The following is a 16,962-nucleotide window of genomic DNA, read 5'->3' on the forward strand; positions in this document are numbered from 1 at the left end:
TTATTAATGGGGCCGCTTCGCAGCCCAGCGCGGGGCAAGCCCGCTCACCACAGGAACCTTCGGCTTCTACAGGGCTCACTTACTAGGTCGCCCTGTTTCGTCGCCGAAAGGACTCCGCATGACTTCAGCCCCGCCAACGACCCTCCCGCACGGCCCCGTCACCCGCGAACTCAGCCTGCGCGCCGTCATCACCGGCAGTGTCCTCGGCATCCTGCTCACGCCGTCCAATGTCTACGCCGGGTTGAAAATCGGTTGGTCGTTCAACATGTCGATCATCGCGCTGTTGATCGGCTATGCCATCTTTCAAGGAGTGGCCAAGCGTTCCACCGACCACCTGCCGTGGACCTTGCATGAAAGCAACATCAACCAGACCGTCGCCTCGGCCGCCGCTTCAATCATTTCCGGCGGACTGGTAGCGCCGATCCCGGCCTACACCTTGCTGACGGGCAACCAGTTAGACGCTATCCCCATGATTGCCTGGGTGTTCTCGGTGAGTTTCCTGGGCATCTGGATCGCCTGGTATCTACGGCCCTCGTTGCTGAATGACAAGGCGCTGAAATTCCCCGAGGGCATGGCCACCCTGGAAACCTTGCTGCACATCTACAACCATGGGCGCGAAGCCGCGACGCGCTTGAAGGTGCTGCTCAGCGCCGCGTTGCTCTCCGGGCTGGTCAAGGGGGTCGATACTTTTATGTGGGCCTTCCCGCGCTGGTCGCCCAGCGCTCAGTTGGAGCGCCTGACCTTCACCGCCGACCCTTCGCTGTTGCTGGTGGGCTTCGGCGGTATTATCGGCATTCGCGTGGGCCTGACCCTGCTGCTCGGCGCCTTGCTCGCCTGGGGCGGCCTGGGCCCCTGGTTGTTGGCGCAACACCTGATGACCTTGCCTGCGGGCAGCAGCGGCCCGCAGTTCGCCGCGCTGGTGGAGTGGTTGCTGTGGCCGGGTGTGAGCCTGATGGTGTGTTCCACCTTGGCCTCGCTGGCGATTCGTTTGTGGGCGTTATACCGGTCAACGCACTCTGGCGGCGAATCGACATGGACGGTGCCCAAGCCGGGGCCGGCCGCCGGTTTTGTGCTGGCGATTGCGTTGGTGGTGAGCCTGCAGGCGCTGCTGTTCGGCATCAATCTGGGCATGGCGTTGCTCACGATCCCATTGGCGATCTGCCTGGCCGCCGTCGCCGCGCGCGTGGTGGGGGCCACCGGCATTCCGCCCATCGGCGCCATCGGGCAGCTGTCCCAATTGAGCTTTGGCATCGTCGCGCCGGGGCAGGTGCCGATCAACCTGATGAGCGCCAACACTGCCGGCGGCTCGGCTGGGCAATGCACGGACCTGATGAATGACTTCAAAGTGGGCAAGGCCATTGGCGCCACGCCCCACAAGCAAGTGATCGCGCAGATCCTGGGGATTTTCATCGGCAGCATCGTTGGCGTATTTGCCTACCTGGCACTGATCCCCGACCCGCAATCCATGCTGCTCACCGAAGAGTGGCCGGCACCGGCAGTCGCCACCTGGAAAGCCGTGGCGCAAACCCTGACCCATGGGCTCGATTCGCTGTCGACCAGCATTCGCTGGGCAATCGCCATTGGCGGCCTGGTCGGCGTGCTGCTGGGCATCCTCGACAGCACCTTGCCCGCCCATCGCGCTCGTTACTTGCCGAGTGCCGCGGCCTTGGGCCTGGCCTTTGTACTGCCGGCCTCGGTGTCGCTGATGATGGCTCTGGGCGCGATCCTCACCTGGCTGGTGAGCTGCCGCTGGCCGAGCCTGACCGAACGCTTCGCGATTACTGCCGCCGCCGGGTTGATCGCAGGAGAAAGCATCACGGGCGTGGGGGCGTCGCTGTGGTCGATGGTGGGGAGTGGGTGAAGCGTGGCTCGGCAGTGGCCGAGCCTGTCGATGACCGCTAGGCGATTTTCACGTTCATGATGATTTTCGCCGTGAACACCTTCACTTCGCCTTCATCGAAGATATCCACCGGCACGATCTTGTCCCCCGCGGTTGACCAATCAATGCCACTGCCGTCCGCCACCGCGCGGATATTCGACTTGGCCTTCGCCAGGTACTCCACGGTCATGCCCTTCGGAATCCATCTGGCACCGGCCGGGATCGACACGTCGGTCATCGTCCCACCTGCCAACTCGGCCGCGTTGCACAAGGCGATGGCGTGCACGGAGGCGAGGTGGTTGGTGATTTCCTTGCGAAACGGCACATTGACCACCGCATGCCCTGGGCGCAGTTCGGCGATTTCCGGGTTGATGGTGCTGAAGTAGGGCGCCACTTGGCAGGCCATTTGGCTGAACGCTGCTGGGCCTACGCTGTTGAACATGCTGAGAAACTGACTCATGGATTATCCTCCTGATGGGTTTACAGAATAAAATTCTGTAACGGAACAATATTCTGTAAATTCCAAGGGTGTCAAGCCATGCCTTCTCTAGCGACTGCTGTACCTTTAAACTCCGCACATTTGGCGAGCCACTCCATGCACGCACCTGATCTGATCGAGCGCACCTTTGCGGGCAAGCGCAGCGACCTCAAACGCAGCATCCTGCGCGAGGCCCTGGCCAGCTTTAACGAGGTCGGTATCGAAGCCACCAATATCGAAACCATCCGCGCGCGGTGCGAGACCAGCGTGGGCGCCATCTACCATCATTTCGGCAACAAGGAAGGCATTGTCGCCGCGCTGTTTTTTGCCGCGCTGGAGGACCAGGCGGCCTTGCGAGATCGCTACTTGCAGCAGGCGCAAACGGCGCAGGCAGGCGTGGAGGCGCTGGTGCGCAGTTACGTGGAATGGGTTGACGCGCAACCTGAATGGGCGCGCTTCATGTTCCAAAGCCGCTTCGCCGTGGCCAACGGCCCGCACAAGGACGAACTGCTCACCCGCAACAAGCAGCGCAATGCGCAATTGACCGAGTGGATGAGCGACGAAGGCCGTCGCGAGGCGTTCAGTCATATCCCTGCCGAGCTTTTACTGTCGCTCATCATCGGTTCGGCCGAAAGCTACGCCCGGGCGTGGTTGTCCGGGCGGGTCAAGAAAAGCCCGAAGGACTATGCGCAGTTGCTGGCACAGGCGGCGTGGGCGTCGATCAACGCGCCAGACATTTAATTGTTGGCACTCCCCGGCACTGGCGTAGTCTCTTTCCAAGACATCCCCCAGGCCCCTCGGAGTACAGCATGATCATCGTCCACCACCTCAACAACTCACGCTCGCAACGCATCCTGTGGCTGCTCGAAGAACTCGGCCTGCCCTACGAAATCAAGCGCTACCAGCGCGACCCCAAGACCAATCTCGCACCGCCCGAGCTCAAGGCCATTCACCCACTGGGCAAATCCCCGGTAATCGAAGACGACGGCCAAGTGCTGATCGAATCCGCCGCCATCATCGACTACCTGATCCGCCGCCACGGCCAGGGCCGCCTGCAACCGGACCCTGCCAGCGCCAGCTACGACAAGTACGTGCAATGGCTGCACTTCGCCGAAGGCTCGGCCATGTTGCCGTTGATGCTCAACCTCTACGTCGGCCGCCTCGGTGATGCCGGTGCGCCGTTGCACCCGCGCATCGAATCGGAAGTGGCCAACTACCTCGGTTACCTGAACGACGTGCTGGGGCAGGCGCCGTACCTGGTGGGTGATGAGCTGAGTGGCGCGGATATCCAGATGAGCTTTATCGGCGAAATCGCCAGGGCCCAGGGCAAGCTGCAGGCCTACCCGAACCTGGCGGCCTGGGTGGCAAAATTCCAGGCGCGGCCTGCGTATTGCAAGGCGGTGGAGCAGGGTGGGGAGTATGCGTTTGCCAAGTGAAGGCTTGGCAACGTCATGCTTTAGCGTTGTTGCAGGGCTACTTTCAGGCCCAGGCCCATAAACAGCGTGCCGATGATTTTGCCTTCCCAGCGCCGCAGCTTGGAGAGCCCCTTGATCCCACGACTCAAGGGGCGGATCGCGAGCGCCAGCAAGCTGGTGTACACCGCACTGAGCCCGGAAAAGATCAGGCCCAGCACCGCGAATTGCACCAGCGATGATCCGGATTCCGGGTGCACGAATTGCGGCAGGAAGGCCAGGAAGAAAATCGCGGTTTTCGGGTTGAGCACCTCGGCACCCACCGCCTGGAAAAACGCCTGGCGTGGGGTGACGGTAGGTAGCGTCAGCCCCGCCTGTGTGCCGGTCTTGGCCATGAATGCACGCGCGCCCAAATAGATGAGGTAGGCCGCGCCGGCCCACTTCACGGCGTTGAACGCGCTGGCCGAGGTCATCAAGATCGCCGACAGTCCCAGCGCTGCGCCGAGGGTATGCAGCAGGTCGCCACACGCCACACCCAGGCCGGTGGCGACCCCGACTCTACGGCCGCCCTGCACGGTGCGGGTGATCACCAGTAACACGGACGGGCCGGGGATCAGGAACAAACCGATCACCACGGCGACATAGGTGAGGAGGGAGGCGAGTTCAAACATGGCGGACGCTCTCAAAATAGGGCTCGACCGCCAGTTATCCTGATGTGAACGGTGTTTACAACTGTTAACGGATTGATTGGCGCAATCGCTATAGGCTGTGCGTTGTCCGTACAGGAGCCCCCGGCCATGAACCTACGCGCTGTCGCCGCCACGTTGTTTGCATTCGCGCTGTTGCTGCCCTCGCAGTCCGAAGCCGCGACGCCCATTACCCACGTCGCCATCTACCGGGGCCCGGCAGGCTGCGATGACTGTTCCGAGAACGTGGCGAAGGCTTTGCACCGTCTCAACCCCAGCTATCAGATCGATTACGTGGGCGCGGATGAGGCCATCGACATCACGCCAAAAACCCTGGCGCGCTATGACCTCTACGTGCAACCCGGCGGCGGCCAGGACATTCCCGGCGCCCTCGATAGCCTGGGGGATGCGCGTATCGAGGCCATCCGTGGTTACGTCGCCAACGGCGGGCGCTACCTGGGCCTGTGCATGGGCGCCTACCTGGCGGATGACAGCAACCTCGGCCTGATCCCCCAGGACCTCGACGCCGAAGCCGGCCGACCCGGTTTTGAAGTGCCCGGTATCGCCGACGCGGCCGTGCAGGTCACGTGGGAGGGCAAGCCTGACCACGTCTTCTTCCAGGACGGCCCGTACTTCCCCAAAGCCGAGCCGGCCGCGCCCTACAAGACCATCGCGACCTACCGCAACGGCGACGTCGCGGCGGCGCGGTATACCTATCAGAAGGGCGTGGTGGTACTGAGCGGCCCACACCCAGAGGCCGGGCGCGAGTGGTTCGAGAACGCTGACATCCCGTTGAGCAAAATGCCGCAGGGTGATCTGTTCGGAGCGTTAATCCGCAACTTCTAAAGGCTCGCTCACCACAAAAAATGCGCTTTCAACCGCTAATCCCGTCGAAACGCTGCAACGAAAACGACGACAGATCCAACTCACTCGTGCCCCGTATGCACCACTGCGCAAACGCCTCACCCAGCGCCGCCGAATGCTTGAAGCCATGCCCCGAACACGGCGACACCACCAGCGTGTGCTGCAACCTGGGGTGTTTATCGATGATGAAGTGGTGGTCCGGCGTCACGGTATAGGCACACACCGCCGACTTGGCCACCTTGGCCGTCAGCCCCGCAATGCGGCCCTGCACCTGTTGCGTGTACATCTCCCGCTCCTGCGCCGGCGAGACCGTGCGGTCCAGCGTCTCGGGCGTGGAGGTGGTGTGATACTGCGCCGTGGCGATCTTCAGACTGCCCTCGCCAGGCAACGCCGGGAAGCCATAGCTGGTATGACCTTCGCCTGGCCCATGAGTGAAGATGAACGTGGGCGACGCCCCCACCAGTTGTGCATCCGGCTCCAACTCGAACCAGAACAGCTGCTGCCGATACACCTTGAGCAACTGGTCAAACGGCGCCCCCAACAGATCACCCGCCCAATTGCCGGCACTCACCACCAGCTTGTCCGCCTGCAAGGTGCGCTGGTCGGTGGTCACCGTCACACCGTGCTCATCCGAGTGGATGTGCGTCACCGTCTCGCCCGTGTACAGCGTGGCGCCCTGTTGCTCGGCCAGGCGCAGTTGCACCTCGATGCAGCGCTCGGGCCGCACAAACCCGCCGCCCGGTTCGTAATAGCCGATGGCGCTGTCGGCGACCTGGGCAAATTGAGGAAAGCGCTGGCGAATCTGCGTGGCGCCCAACACCTCATGTTCGATGCCATAGGTTTGCGCCAGGCCAATGGTGCGCAAGGTGAAGTCGGTTGCATCGCTGGGGTCGAAGTCCTCGCGGGAGGTGAGTACCAGCAACCCCGACTGCTCGAACAACGCCTCCCCCGACAGTGCCTCCAGCTCTCGCCAGATCCGGTGCGAATTGCGCACGATGGGCACGTACTGCGCGCCTTCACCCACCGACAGCCGCGTGATCCGTGTGTCGCCATGGCTGGAGCCAAACGTGTGGGGCGGGTGATGACGGTCGACACCGGCGACCTTTACACCGGCTTTCGCCAGTTGGTACACCGTGGCGGCGCCCATGGCACCCAGGCCGATGACCAGCGATTCATATCGTTCCAAGGTTGATACTCGCGTGAGAGGCTGAGTTGGGAAACCACACGTTAGCGCACCACATCCAGGGCCGTGAACTCATTCACGTAGTGCGTCTGGCTCGATGTCGACTCCAGCGTCAACGCGACGCCCAGGTCCTCGATAAAGGCGCGATTGGACTTATAGTCGTCCTGTTCGCAAGCCAGCCGAATGGCATCCCCCGTCAACGAAGCAAACACCTGGCGTGCCGGGAAGCGCTCGCCCACTGTGCAGGTGAGCGTCGTTTCGGTGGGTAGGTCAGTGGGCTTGGTGGGCACATAGGCCATTTGCAGGTGAGCACTCAGGGTCTGGCCGGGCGTCCAGTGGGTGGGGACCTTCAAGTCGGCGTCGCGGGTCTGCAGGACCTGGCCTGCGCCCACACCGTTCATTTTTGATTTCAACTGAATCAGGTCCGCCAACATCAGGCGGTCCACATTGAAGGCGCGGCCATAGGCTTCGTTCTTCACCAGCAAACCGCCCTCGGCCTTCAACGTGACCGTTACCGGCGCGTCCTTGCCATCGCCATTCCTGGACAGGTACGTGTAGGTCAATGTCTTGAACCTGGGCTGCAACAGCGGCGCATCAAGGCGCTGGAGCACGTTGGGTGGTACGGCGACGTCACCGAGTGTGGTTTCGACCACCGTGCGCGGGTAGTCAACCGGCGCAATGTCGGGCCGCAACAGCGCCAGCAGCCCGGCGTTGACGCCACCCTGCACCGAGCAACTCACGCGCGATTGCGTGCCGAGCTTGCCTTCCGGCTCCACGATCAGCACCCGCTCCACGTTGCGCAGGCCCGGCGCCTTGCCCGGCATGGGCTTGATCCCCTGCCAAGTGTTGCCAACCTTGAGTTCGCTGCGCGTGTATTCGCCATCGCCTTTTTGCAGTGCCCCAGGCTGGTCGAGCAGTGCTGCTAAGTGCTTGGCCACCTCATCGACACCGCCATCGACAATAAAGCCCCAGTAATAGTAAAGGCCCAGCGGGCCGAGGTCGGCGACCTCATCGTTGTAAGACAGCAGCTTCAACCCCGCGATGGCCGGCGCGCTCACCGGCACTGCGTTGGCCTTGCGGTCGGTGCGATCCCTCACCGCGATCCAGGTGAAGTCCTTTTCCTGCTTGAGCGGCGCATAGGCCTGCCAGGCGTCGCGGTGGGTGTTCAGGCGGCTGAAGAAACTGGCGTCGCAGCGGGTGAAAGCCTTGAGCGTGTCGACCAATGCGGCGTCGTCGGCGTGGGCGAGGGAAGGCAACAGCAAGGCTGAGGCGAGGACGACGGCGGACGCGGGCAACTTCATTGAGCGGGATTTCCGTATCGAGGCGGGAGGGGGGCATTATCCAGGGATTGGCGCGTAGGCTCTAGCGCTTATCTGGACCACTGACTTAAAGCCTGATCCATCACCGCCGATAACCCGGATGAACCCGCCAATCATGGACCGATTAAATGGCACTCACCGTCAGCTCAGCCTACGTCCCACCGGCCAACACCCTCCTTACGCCTTCCGGCCAGGCAATCGCACCCGCGCCGCTAACGGATACCGCCGAGGCAGCCTTGGCAAACGCCGCCCCAGCGGCTGTCTATCACCCAAGTGAAGCGGCCCAGACCCTGGCGCAACCCCTGGAGGCTATCGACACCTGGGTCGGCCGGTCGGCATCGCCGGAACTGCCTCGATTCGAAAAACTGTTTGAGGGGGCACAAAGCGTGCTGAAGGCCGCAGTCGAGCGCTTCAAGGCAGCACTGCCAGCGGACTTGGCCGGCAAAAAGTTTGGCTTCACCGTCGAGGCCGATGACCGCTGGAAGGTCCTCGACACGGCAGGCCAGCTCAGCCGTGCGGATATTCAGCGCCTGACCGACCTGCTCAACCAGGCCTCTGACCTGAAGCCTGCCGCGATCAAATTCCGCGACGCCACCATCGACCTGCTGGACGCCGACTCACCTTGGTCGGGAAACTTGATGGGCTACTACAGCCTGACCCAGGAGAACTTTGCCGCTACCTTTGATTTGGCAGCCCTGTTCAACCGCCCCGGCTCCTTGCCGCCCAAAGAGTATTCCGCAGGGTTATTCATCAACCAGTTGGCCTACAAAGGACAAGTGGCCACGCGCGAAACCGAAGAGGCGATGTTCGCGCGGCGTGCTGCGCAGCGGTTTAGCGCACAGGCCTGACAGCACTTGTCGCGCGAGCCAGGCGCGCACGCCAGTCGCCGCCGTGCTGCGAGTGGCAGGCCTCTTCAGAATCAAAGTGCACGCAACGGCCCAACGGCATGGCGGGGACGCCTGCCGCTAGCAACGCGGCGCCGGTCAACTCGCGCATGCGCTGGTCGACGCTGCTGGCCAGGGCGTGGTCCTTGCTGGCGCGCGTGTCGAATACCCAGGTGACACGCAGGCTGGGGGGAACGCGGCGTAATCGACGGTATGCGTCAGCCATTCAAACCCCGGTATTTCAGCCTTGGCCGTTTCGCATGCCTGCGTCAGTGTGGCGACCAGTCGGCGTTCAATACCGGCGGTTTCGCGTTTGGATAGGGCCATGCTAACGCTCCGAATGCAGACAAGCGCCGCAGATTAACAGGGTGCTGGCACCTGTGGGAGGGGTGATGAAAATGCTGGATTCTCAGGGTGGGAATTGTTTTGCTTGGTGGATTGCGGTCGTGCCTGCACATGCAATTTAAGCAACGACAACGATCAAGTGTGGGAGCTGTCGAGCCCCAGCGAGGCTGCGAAGGGATCACCTCGGTGTCCGTGTAAACACGCAACGCCTGTATCGCCTCCAGCCTGACGCCTCAGTAAAAATCATAGTAAAGCGCCCACTCCCCCGTGACGCTGTGCTTCCAGAACATCAGGCTTCCGTTATCCACCACATTCAGCTGGATTTTCGCGTCCGACGAAATCTGGAACACAAACTCAAAGCCTTCGCCCGGATCGACGCCCGACTGGCAGAACGACGGGTAACCGCCGATCTTGTGCTCATAGGTGTGGGTCACCAGGTCATAGTAACTCTGTATCTCGCCCGCGCGTTCCAGCTTGAGAATTTCGTCCTCGAGCTCGGAAGGAACGCCACCGCCATCCCACAACGGGTAATCCTCCGGCACGTTTTCCGTCTTCAAGGGGTATGGCTTGAGAAAGGCGCCTGCCACTGGCAGTGTTTTACGCACCAGCACATCGTCCGGCCCGTATTCGCGTATCAGCCAGTTATCCCCCATAGGTTCAAAATGCTCGGGAAACGGGTTCGACACAAACAACGTCAATACCCGAACCCCCTCCAGCGCCGGGCTGTTGAAGGGCAGGGCGGGCAAGTAGAACTGCGCGTAGGGCAGCAACTGTTCACCGGCCTTGTTGGTGGGGATGCCTCCATCGGCGCGGAACAGAAAGACGTGACCCAGCCAGCTTTCGTCATCGGTGCCCGCAGGGCGAAAGCCGCCAGCGATGAGTTTGAGCGCCGGGCGGGCCAGGCGTTGTTTGATGTCCTGAATATCCATGGGTGTGTCAACCTTCCTTTTGATAGCGGTGCGCAAGAGAGCTATGCCTGAACCCGCAGCGCACTGATGATAAACCCGTGCAGGCTATTGACCGCCTTGGACCCGCGAGAGGCCCGGCTACGTAGAATCGACACCTCCATAGGTTCGATAATCCCCAAACCCTGTTCGCCGCTCAAGACCTGCAGTGAGGGCTGCACGGTACATTGGGTGATCGCAGCAATCGCGAGCCCACCCTCCACGGCGGCGACCTGGCCGGCCAGGCTGGAACTGTTGTACACCACCTTGAACTGACGCCCCTGCTGGGCCAGTGAATTCACCGCATACCGGCGCGCCAGGCTTTCGCTTTCGTAGACGGCGATGGGCACCGGGTCTCGGCGCCACAGTTCGAACTGCGGGGAGCCTACCCAGACCATCGGCTCCTTGAATAAAAAAGTCCCCGTGTGCGGCGAGTCCCTGGACACCAGTGCAAGATCAAGGTCGCCACTGCGCACACGCGGGATCAGGGCGGTCGACTGTTCACAGGTCAGCTCGATGTCCACACCCGCATATCGCGGCGCAAACCGTTTCAGCACTGGCGTGAGGTACTTTGCCGCATAGTCTTCCGCGACCCCAAGGCGGATACGCCCAGTCAAGGTTTCGCCATGAAACGCCGCCTGGGTCTCGGCGTGCAGCGCCAGCATGCGACGGGCGTAGCCCAGCAACGTCTGCCCGTCATCGGTCAGTTGCAGGTGCCTCGGGCCACGGTTCAACAAAGGCCGCCCCAACGCCGCCTCCAGTTTTTTCATCTGCATGCTGACGGCAGACTGCGAGCGGTTCACCTCATGGGCCGCGCCCGACAGCGAACCGGCGTCCACCACTGCCACAAAGCACTTGAGCCAATCGATCTGCAAATCGCTGGAGGACATGGCGTTTACCTTTATTCGTTAATCGAATGTCTATGACGTGAATTATGCGCTTTTCACGGCGCTTGTTCATTCGCAAGATAGTGGCCTGGACCCAACCCTGGCGGAACTGAACATGCCTTTCGAAACCTGGTTGCTCTACCTGCTCACCTGCTGCGGTATCGCCGTAGTGCCAGGCCCGAATGCATTACTGGTGCTGACCCATGGCGCCCTCCACGGCAGCCGCAAAACGCTGTTCACCATCAGCGGCGGCGTGCTCGGTTTCGCCCTGGTGCTAACGCTGTGCGCGTTGGGCCTGGGTGCACTGATCCAAGCCTCGGCCACCGGGTTCACGGCGTTGAAAATTGCCGGCGGGCTCTACCTGATCTGGCTGGGGTTCGGCCTGTGGCGCTCGGCGCCCGTTACCCTTGAAGCCCCCGCTACGACAAGCCTGCGACACTGGTCGCTGTTCCGCCAGGGGCTGGTCTCGGCCATCTCAAACCCCAAGGCGTTGCTGCTGTTCACCGCGTTTATTCCACCGTTCCTGGACCCGCACGGAAACCTCATCGCGCAGACGGCCGCCATCGCGCTGACCTATGCAGTTGTGGAATTTGTCGTTGAATACCTGGTCGCAAGTGCTGCCAACCGGGTCAGGCCTTGGCTGGCGCGAACCGGGCGGCGGTTCAACAAAGTCTGCGGCGGGTTCTTTGTGCTGTTTGGGTTGGCGTTACCCATTCACAGCTGACGGCCAGACCTTCCCCCCACAGCACAACGGTTCGGGGGCCGGCCTTTCGCGGCTGTCTGATGGATGATGTCCAGCAACTGTCAACGCACCCGCGTCCTGCTCTGCACCGCCAGGTCCAACGCCTTCTGCATATCCAGCCGCGCCGAGCGCCCTACGTCTTTATCATTGAGTTGATAATTACGCTCCGACGGCAGAATCGGCGCGGTGAGGTCCTGGGCATCGCTGCGTTCAAAGTCATGATTGTCGCCAATCGCCATGGCGCTGCGGCGCAACAGCATGCGCAACTGCTCGGGTTGCAACTGCGGGTTGATCGACAGCATCGCCGCCACCAGCCCCGCGACCATCGGCGTGGCGTACGACGTACCACAATGCACCGCGCCTTCCTCACCGGCCTTTACCGTAGACGCATGGGCGCAGGCCGCCGCAGTGATATCCACACGCATGTCCACATTCGACGAACTGCGCGTCACCGCGTAGGCCGGGTCATCCACGGCGACACCGCCGCGCTCACCGCGCTGATGGCCGCCAACCACCAGCAACTGCTCGGTGATAAACGAGGAGGGCAAGCGGTAGTCATCCGTGCCCGAAAACGCCGACCCATTGCCCGCCGAATTCAGCACGATCACCTCCGGATGCGCCTTGCGCAGCCACAGGAAAAACTCTTCCAGCATTTCCTCATAGCCACTCATGGCGATACCCGAGCGCAGCAGTGAATCCACCTCATCACCGTTGACGTCCTTGGCGCCGACACGGTGAATGCCCCAACTCCAATTGAGCACCCGCACACCGTCCTCCACCAGGTTGACCGACGCGGCGATATTGGCGGTGATGCCCGCATCGGAATTGCGGTCGACGATTACATCAAACCCGCCGCTCGCCTTGTCCAGCCCGCGCAGGAAACCACTGTTGCCGCCATCGTCCCACTTCGCCGCAAGGATCCCGGCGACGGTTGTGCCATGCCCGTCCGCAGCGCCCGTGTCCCGCGCGTAAACACAGGTGCGCTTGGGCGAACAGCCGCCCCGGTAATCGGCAAAATCCGCGGTGTCAAAATCCACGCCCCGCTCGATCACCCCAACACGCACCGGCTGCGGCACAATCGGCGTGTAACGCCCCGGAATCCGGCGCTGATAGTAGGTGACTGCATCCAGAAAGCGGTTTGCCGCCCATTCATCAGAGTCCGGTGCAGGTTTGCTCGGCTCCTTGGGACGAGCGGCGGCCTGCTCGGATTCTTCCGCGGCGGACTCTTCAATCACCACCGCATCCACACTGGTTTCACTGCCCAAGCGCAGCACCAAGGCATCGCGCTGAATCAGGTCCTTGGCCGGCAGGCGCAGTTGGAACAGGTTCAGCGGCGCGATGCTGCCGACCACCGTCGCCCCATATTTGTGGGCCAGCCGCTCGGCCTCCTGGCGACCGTCGTGGTCCTCTTCGATCAGTACGCTGACCAGGTCGACGTAGGTGGTCAGGCCGTCCATGTTCTTCGTCACCTCGCCCGGCGTGGCGGCGACCACATGGCTGTTGCGCACCGTCAGCCACGCGGCGTTGCTGACGCGGGAACCGTCTTCAAGCCAGAGCGGGCCGCTTTGGTAATGGCTGGCGTCCAGGCGCAGACGCAGGGTTTGGCCGTCGCGTTGCAACGCACTCGATGGCAGCGCTTTGCCCGCTAGTTTCAATTGCGGCGCTGCATCACCCAGCCCGCGCACGGTCAGGCACCAGTCCTGTTGGCGACTTTCCAGCAGGTCACCGCAGCGTTTCAGGTTTTCCAGACGCAGCGGCTCCTGCGCCGCGACGCTGGCGCTGGCGACCAAGGTGAACAGGGTAGCGAGAGCAGCGGGGCGTAGGGGCATGGGTTCAGGTCTTTGCCGGAGTGATGGTGTTCGGACTGCGGCAAAGGGCGCTTCGTTCAGAGGCAGGGGGCATCACAGGTGGAAAGGTGCCTAAAACCAGTGGTGAGCCACGAGATCCTTCGAAATGGCCATGACTTGCGCAGAAATATGCAGTAGCACCGGCACCAACAGGCCCGCACTTCGTACCCGCGCATAGGCCAGGATAACGGCGAGCGTGCCGATGAGCAGGAACGAGGTCCAGTGAGTGAATGGCATGTGAATGAACATGTACAAGGCGCTGGTGGACAGAATCGCAACCCACTGCCAAACGCGGCTCTCAAGAGGGAACAGGCGAATCAGGAAATGCCGGTACAGCAGTTCCTCGAAAATAGGCAAAAAGGTCAGCGCCATCACCCAGAAAAGCACTTTTTGAGACACTGACGCACCGCCAGTATCGAACATCGATTCCGTGCGCCCGTACCCCAGCCAGATATCGAGCCCGCTGCAGACCAAGTAAGCGCCCGCTGTCCATGCAACGCATAACTTGAATGTCCTGCCCACGTCATGACCGATAAGGGCACGCGCGCCCCCCGAGTGTCTACGCTCGAACACCGCAAACAAAAACAGCACCGCCGCAGAAAAACCACTGTCAGCCAGCAGCCGCATTGCGTTCAGGTTACCGGCGCCCAGCACTGACACCAGCGCCAGTTGAGTCACGATAAATAACCCCATCGCGAGGCAGGCTGTTAAGAGACGCCGTCGCCAGGAATAGGTGTCCATGTGAGTTTCAGAGGGGCCTGAGAGAGGTTCGTACTTCATTCGATATTTCCTTTACCGGTAGGCATGCTGTAGGCATCTTAAAACTGTTTCCGACCCAGACTCTGTGAACGACTCGGCGACATAAAAAATGCCGTCCTGTACGTTCACCCCACCCACTAATGGCATGCCTTCGCGGTGTGACTGCTGACAGGTTCGCGGCTGACCGCTCCCGTTGTGCTGTTCTTGACGATTTTACTGATCCAGATCCCGCACGGCTCTGATTTGGCTTCATAGTCTGCGCCGGCCTCGGGCACAAAATGGACACCGGTGACACATTGATATTTTCGTGTGGCACCTGCATACACCAGCGTGATCGGTGTGTCCGGACGGATATAAATTTCTGAGCTGTTTTGAACACCGTCTCCTCCTGGAATCCCAAGGCTCCTGTCGTTGAACGTGTGATCATTCAACGGTGCCAAAGACCTTGAATTGACAATCCCTGCGCCGGGTAAGTGCCAGTCTATGCACTGGCTGTCGGGAACCAGCCGAACCGTTTGATCAGTGATAACCCTAAGCCTGCTGGAGGTGGCGGGCTGTGGTTCGTTATACGCCGTGGTATAGGATTTGAGGCCCGTGACCGTAGAGCATCCCGAAAAGAGTGGGATTGATAGCAGCATCAATAAGCTGGCTTTTTTCATGGTGTCGATTCCATTCATAGGGCACGCGAACCGCCCCCGTGTCGCTCGCGGCGACGCGTTAAAGGGCGCGGGTTGAATCTAGAGGAGCACACGGTGCCATTCGTTCCAGCAGTGTTCGGCAACGATGTCCGGATAACCACATTCTGTTTCCATCGCCAGCGCGGTGCTGAAAGGGCGCGCGATGCAGGTGGCTGGGCCTGGGCTTCACCCTACTGAGCTGTGCCCTCATTATCTCGTCCACCCTGCCGATAACCTGCGCTGCGGTAATCAATAGGGATGCCTCGCGCAGGAAGCCGGATGATGATGTTTGACGTTAACCATTATGCTCGAATGTATTACCAGAATATCCAGCCATCACCGGGTAACGACTACCCGCGACTCAAAGCGTGGGAGTTCCTCTACGAGTACATCTGGGACGAATGCCGGCCTCATTGGGCGGATCTCATCAGTGATGATCAGATCGACACGACAGCGCTGCACATCGGGTTCTACCTGGCGAACTGGGGGATGTTTCGCGGCTCCTCGGGGTTGTTGCAAAACAGCAACCTTGATCTGATGAAAGCGCTGGCCAAGTCTCTCTTTACCGGCAAAGGTCCGGAATTGCTTGAGCTCTCTTTGGATGATTTTGCAGCGGGCTCGCCAAACCTGGTCTACAACCAGAAGCTCTTGGACGATGTATTGGGGGCGATGGAGAAGCTGGCCAGTAACGTCTCTTGGACGGATACGCTCAAGACCAAAATCCTGATGGGCGTCTGGGGGGAGTGCCCGGCGCTGGACCGTTTTTATATTGCGGCTTGCCGAGATCTATTTCCGCGTCTTCCACACATCACTGCGGCCAGCGGAAAGGGCCTCACTGCGCTTGCAGGTGTGGTCCGAGCATTGAAGGTTCGCCCGTTGGTGTTGAAAACGGGGCGGTTGAAACTGCCATATTCCACTGCTCGGGTTATGGATATGGCGTTGTTTGAGTACGGGCGTGGGTTGTAAGAAACAGCAGGGGCGTCACTTGCAAAAAATCGGTAGGTTTGTTGGGACTGTTCATCGAAAAAAAGCCCTTGTTGTGTGTTCAAAATTATAGAGCGAAGAAGATGGAAGAATTAGACCAGGGGTTTAAAGGGTTTGACTTTAAGGCCGCGATCGAGGACTTGAAAGCACGGGCTTTGCTCGCGCGGCAAACGAGGCGGATTATTGCGATCAGTATGTTTGTCTCGATCTTTACCGCCGTAACGGGTGTGTATGTTTTTAATGTGGGTGGCATCACGTCCTACCGAAGTTTTGCAGAAATAATTTCGAATAGCGCGCCGCGTGATCCCAGTATTTTTCTGCGGACCTCCCGAGATTTATTGAATAAGGCCTACCCTGATGAATTGGTCGCCATGGGCAAAGCAATGGATGGCGAGGAGGTCAAGAAAGTAGAGCTTATGTCAGAGGAACGCCTGGCCTACCTGCATGAAGTTGATCGATTGGTTGGGCTGTATGAGCGCGCCGAAAAAGCGTTCAAAGCAAAGGAGCCAGAGTCAGAAATGAGAGGTTCTGATTGGGTTTCTTCACTTTCTTCCATTGCATTTTCTATCGGCGCGATTGCGTTAGCCATCCTCATGCTCCAAGTCGCAATTTCTTTTTTACGGTACTACTCTCAGTTGGCAGAGTTATACGATGCCCAGGCAGGCGCACTCATCGCCTCAAATGGTAATGCCGACAGGGCGGTGAAGTTTTTTGAGGCGTTTTCACCCACGCTGGTGACCTTCGGCAAGACGCCTCTAACGCTCTATGAACGAGCGTTTGATGCGCTAACATCGATTAAAGGTAGGGAGAAGTAGTCCCGGTCATAAGCGTGTCGCCTATCTTGAAGAATAACGATTGAGCGACTCGGAATCCGCCCTCTCGGACATCGAATTCCTACACCGCATTAGCCTTGACCTAATCGGCGAGCAACACCTCAAAGCCCTCTCCGGCAAGATTGTCGACGCCGCCGTGTCCATCACCGGCTCGCCGTACTGCACCCTGCAGTTGCTGTGCCCCGAAGGGCGCGCGTCCGGTCGTCTGAGCGCGTGATATCTTCGACTATCCAAAGCTG

General features: G+C 60.6%; 18 protein-coding genes and 1 pseudogene. 9 read left to right on the top strand and 10 right to left on the bottom strand.

The features are described from left to right. Positions 1-118 precede the first annotated feature (118 nt). Positions 119-1,861: an OPT family oligopeptide transporter gene (locus AC0IYN_RS20370; protein ID WP_471842885.1), complete on the top strand. Its 1,743-nt coding sequence runs from the start codon at positions 119-121 to the stop codon at positions 1,859-1,861. A gap of 37 nt (positions 1,862-1,898) precedes the next feature. On the opposite strand, the gene AC0IYN_RS20375 is transcribed toward AC0IYN_RS20370, so the two are convergent. Continuing rightward, a complete protein-coding gene (locus AC0IYN_RS20375; protein ID WP_406599427.1) occupies positions 1,899-2,339 on the bottom strand; it encodes a hotdog fold domain-containing protein in 441 nt (146 codons plus the stop codon). A gap of 135 nt (positions 2,340-2,474) precedes the next feature. Here AC0IYN_RS20375 and AC0IYN_RS20380 point away from each other — a divergent pair, with 135 nt between their 5' ends. Together AC0IYN_RS20380 and AC0IYN_RS20385 are read left to right on the top strand one after the other, a co-directional pair. After that, positions 2,475-3,098 carry a TetR/AcrR family transcriptional regulator gene (locus tag AC0IYN_RS20380; RefSeq protein WP_406599426.1) on the top strand — a complete coding sequence of 208 codons (624 nt, stop codon included), beginning with the start codon at positions 2,475-2,477 and terminating at the stop codon, positions 3,096-3,098. Positions 3,099-3,166: 68 nt separating this feature from the next. After that, the gene (locus AC0IYN_RS20385) at positions 3,167-3,793 is read left to right on the top strand and encodes a glutathione S-transferase family protein (protein WP_471842889.1); all 627 of its coding nucleotides are present in this window, start codon (positions 3,167-3,169) and stop codon (positions 3,791-3,793) included. A gap of 20 nt (positions 3,794-3,813) precedes the next feature. Here the strand turns inward: AC0IYN_RS20385 and AC0IYN_RS20390 are convergent, their stop codons facing one another. Continuing rightward, positions 3,814-4,440 carry a LysE family translocator gene (locus AC0IYN_RS20390; RefSeq protein WP_406599424.1) on the bottom strand — a complete coding sequence of 209 codons (627 nt, stop codon included), beginning with the start codon at positions 4,438-4,440 and terminating at the stop codon, positions 3,814-3,816. Positions 4,441-4,566: 126 nt separating this feature from the next. Here AC0IYN_RS20390 and AC0IYN_RS20395 point away from each other — a divergent pair, with 126 nt between their 5' ends. After that, complete coding sequence (locus AC0IYN_RS20395; protein WP_406599423.1) at positions 4,567-5,301, top strand: BPL-N domain-containing protein; 735 nt, start codon at positions 4,567-4,569, stop codon at positions 5,299-5,301. A gap of 28 nt (positions 5,302-5,329) precedes the next feature. Here the strand turns inward: AC0IYN_RS20395 and solA are convergent, their stop codons facing one another. Together solA and AC0IYN_RS20405 are read right to left on the bottom strand one after the other, a co-directional pair. Beyond that, positions 5,330-6,505 (bottom strand): N-methyl-L-tryptophan oxidase, encoded by a 1,176-nt coding sequence (gene solA, locus AC0IYN_RS20400; protein ID WP_471842892.1) that lies wholly within the window; start codon positions 6,503-6,505, stop codon positions 5,330-5,332. Positions 6,506-6,546: 41 nt separating this feature from the next. Then, positions 6,547-7,803 (bottom strand): hypothetical protein, encoded by a 1,257-nt coding sequence (locus AC0IYN_RS20405; RefSeq protein WP_471842894.1) that lies wholly within the window; start codon positions 7,801-7,803, stop codon positions 6,547-6,549. 146 nt (positions 7,804-7,949) lie between these two features. On the opposite strand from AC0IYN_RS20405, the gene AC0IYN_RS20410 reads away from it, so the two are divergent. Next, positions 7,950-8,669 carry a hypothetical protein gene (locus tag AC0IYN_RS20410; RefSeq protein WP_457238539.1) on the top strand — a complete coding sequence of 240 codons (720 nt, stop codon included), beginning with the start codon at positions 7,950-7,952 and terminating at the stop codon, positions 8,667-8,669. Here AC0IYN_RS20410 and AC0IYN_RS20415 read toward each other — a convergent pair. From AC0IYN_RS20415 to AC0IYN_RS20425, 3 genes and pseudogenes are all read right to left on the bottom strand, one after another. Continuing rightward, a pseudogene (locus tag AC0IYN_RS20415) lies at positions 8,653-9,032 on the bottom strand (hypothetical protein). The gene AC0IYN_RS20410 and the pseudogene AC0IYN_RS20415 sit on opposite strands and share 17 nt — an antisense overlap. A 251-nt stretch (positions 9,033-9,283) precedes the next feature. Beyond that, entirely contained in the window at positions 9,284-9,979 is a 696-nt protein-coding gene (locus tag AC0IYN_RS20420) for a DUF1963 domain-containing protein (RefSeq protein WP_471842896.1), read from the bottom strand. 41 nt (positions 9,980-10,020) lie between these two features. Then, complete coding sequence (locus AC0IYN_RS20425) at positions 10,021-10,884, bottom strand: LysR family transcriptional regulator (protein WP_457238542.1); 864 nt, start codon at positions 10,882-10,884, stop codon at positions 10,021-10,023. 112 nt (positions 10,885-10,996) lie between these two features. Between AC0IYN_RS20425 and AC0IYN_RS20430 the strand changes: the two genes are divergently transcribed. After that, the gene (locus tag AC0IYN_RS20430; protein ID WP_457238543.1) at positions 10,997-11,605 is read left to right on the top strand and encodes a LysE family translocator; all 609 of its coding nucleotides are present in this window, start codon (positions 10,997-10,999) and stop codon (positions 11,603-11,605) included. 80 nt (positions 11,606-11,685) lie between these two features. Here the strand turns inward: AC0IYN_RS20430 and AC0IYN_RS20435 are convergent, their stop codons facing one another. From AC0IYN_RS20435 to AC0IYN_RS20445, 3 genes are all read right to left on the bottom strand, one after another. Beyond that, on the bottom strand, positions 11,686-13,452 hold the full coding sequence (locus tag AC0IYN_RS20435) for a S8/S53 family peptidase (protein WP_471842901.1): 1,767 nt from the start codon (positions 13,450-13,452) through the stop codon (positions 11,686-11,688). A gap of 90 nt (positions 13,453-13,542) precedes the next feature. Then, the gene (locus tag AC0IYN_RS20440; protein WP_471842903.1) at positions 13,543-14,250 is read right to left on the bottom strand and encodes a lysostaphin resistance A-like protein; all 708 of its coding nucleotides are present in this window, start codon (positions 14,248-14,250) and stop codon (positions 13,543-13,545) included. A gap of 116 nt (positions 14,251-14,366) precedes the next feature. After that, positions 14,367-14,888, bottom strand: coding sequence for a hypothetical protein (locus tag AC0IYN_RS20445; protein WP_471842906.1), 522 nt, complete (start codon positions 14,886-14,888; stop codon positions 14,367-14,369). Between the two features lie 300 nt (positions 14,889-15,188). Between AC0IYN_RS20445 and AC0IYN_RS20450 the strand changes: the two genes are divergently transcribed. From AC0IYN_RS20450 to AC0IYN_RS20460, 3 genes are all read left to right on the top strand, one after another. Further along, positions 15,189-15,872: a hypothetical protein gene (locus AC0IYN_RS20450; protein ID WP_471844809.1), complete on the top strand. Its 684-nt coding sequence runs from the start codon at positions 15,189-15,191 to the stop codon at positions 15,870-15,872. Between the two features lie 101 nt (positions 15,873-15,973). Continuing rightward, the gene (locus tag AC0IYN_RS20455; protein ID WP_471842909.1) at positions 15,974-16,705 is read left to right on the top strand and encodes a hypothetical protein; all 732 of its coding nucleotides are present in this window, start codon (positions 15,974-15,976) and stop codon (positions 16,703-16,705) included. Positions 16,706-16,745: 40 nt separating this feature from the next. Beyond that, positions 16,746-16,940: a hypothetical protein gene (locus AC0IYN_RS20460; RefSeq protein WP_457238547.1), complete on the top strand. Its 195-nt coding sequence runs from the start codon at positions 16,746-16,748 to the stop codon at positions 16,938-16,940. Positions 16,941-16,962 lie beyond the last annotated feature (22 nt).

This window comes from Pseudomonas sp. AC112 (assembly GCF_979253545.1).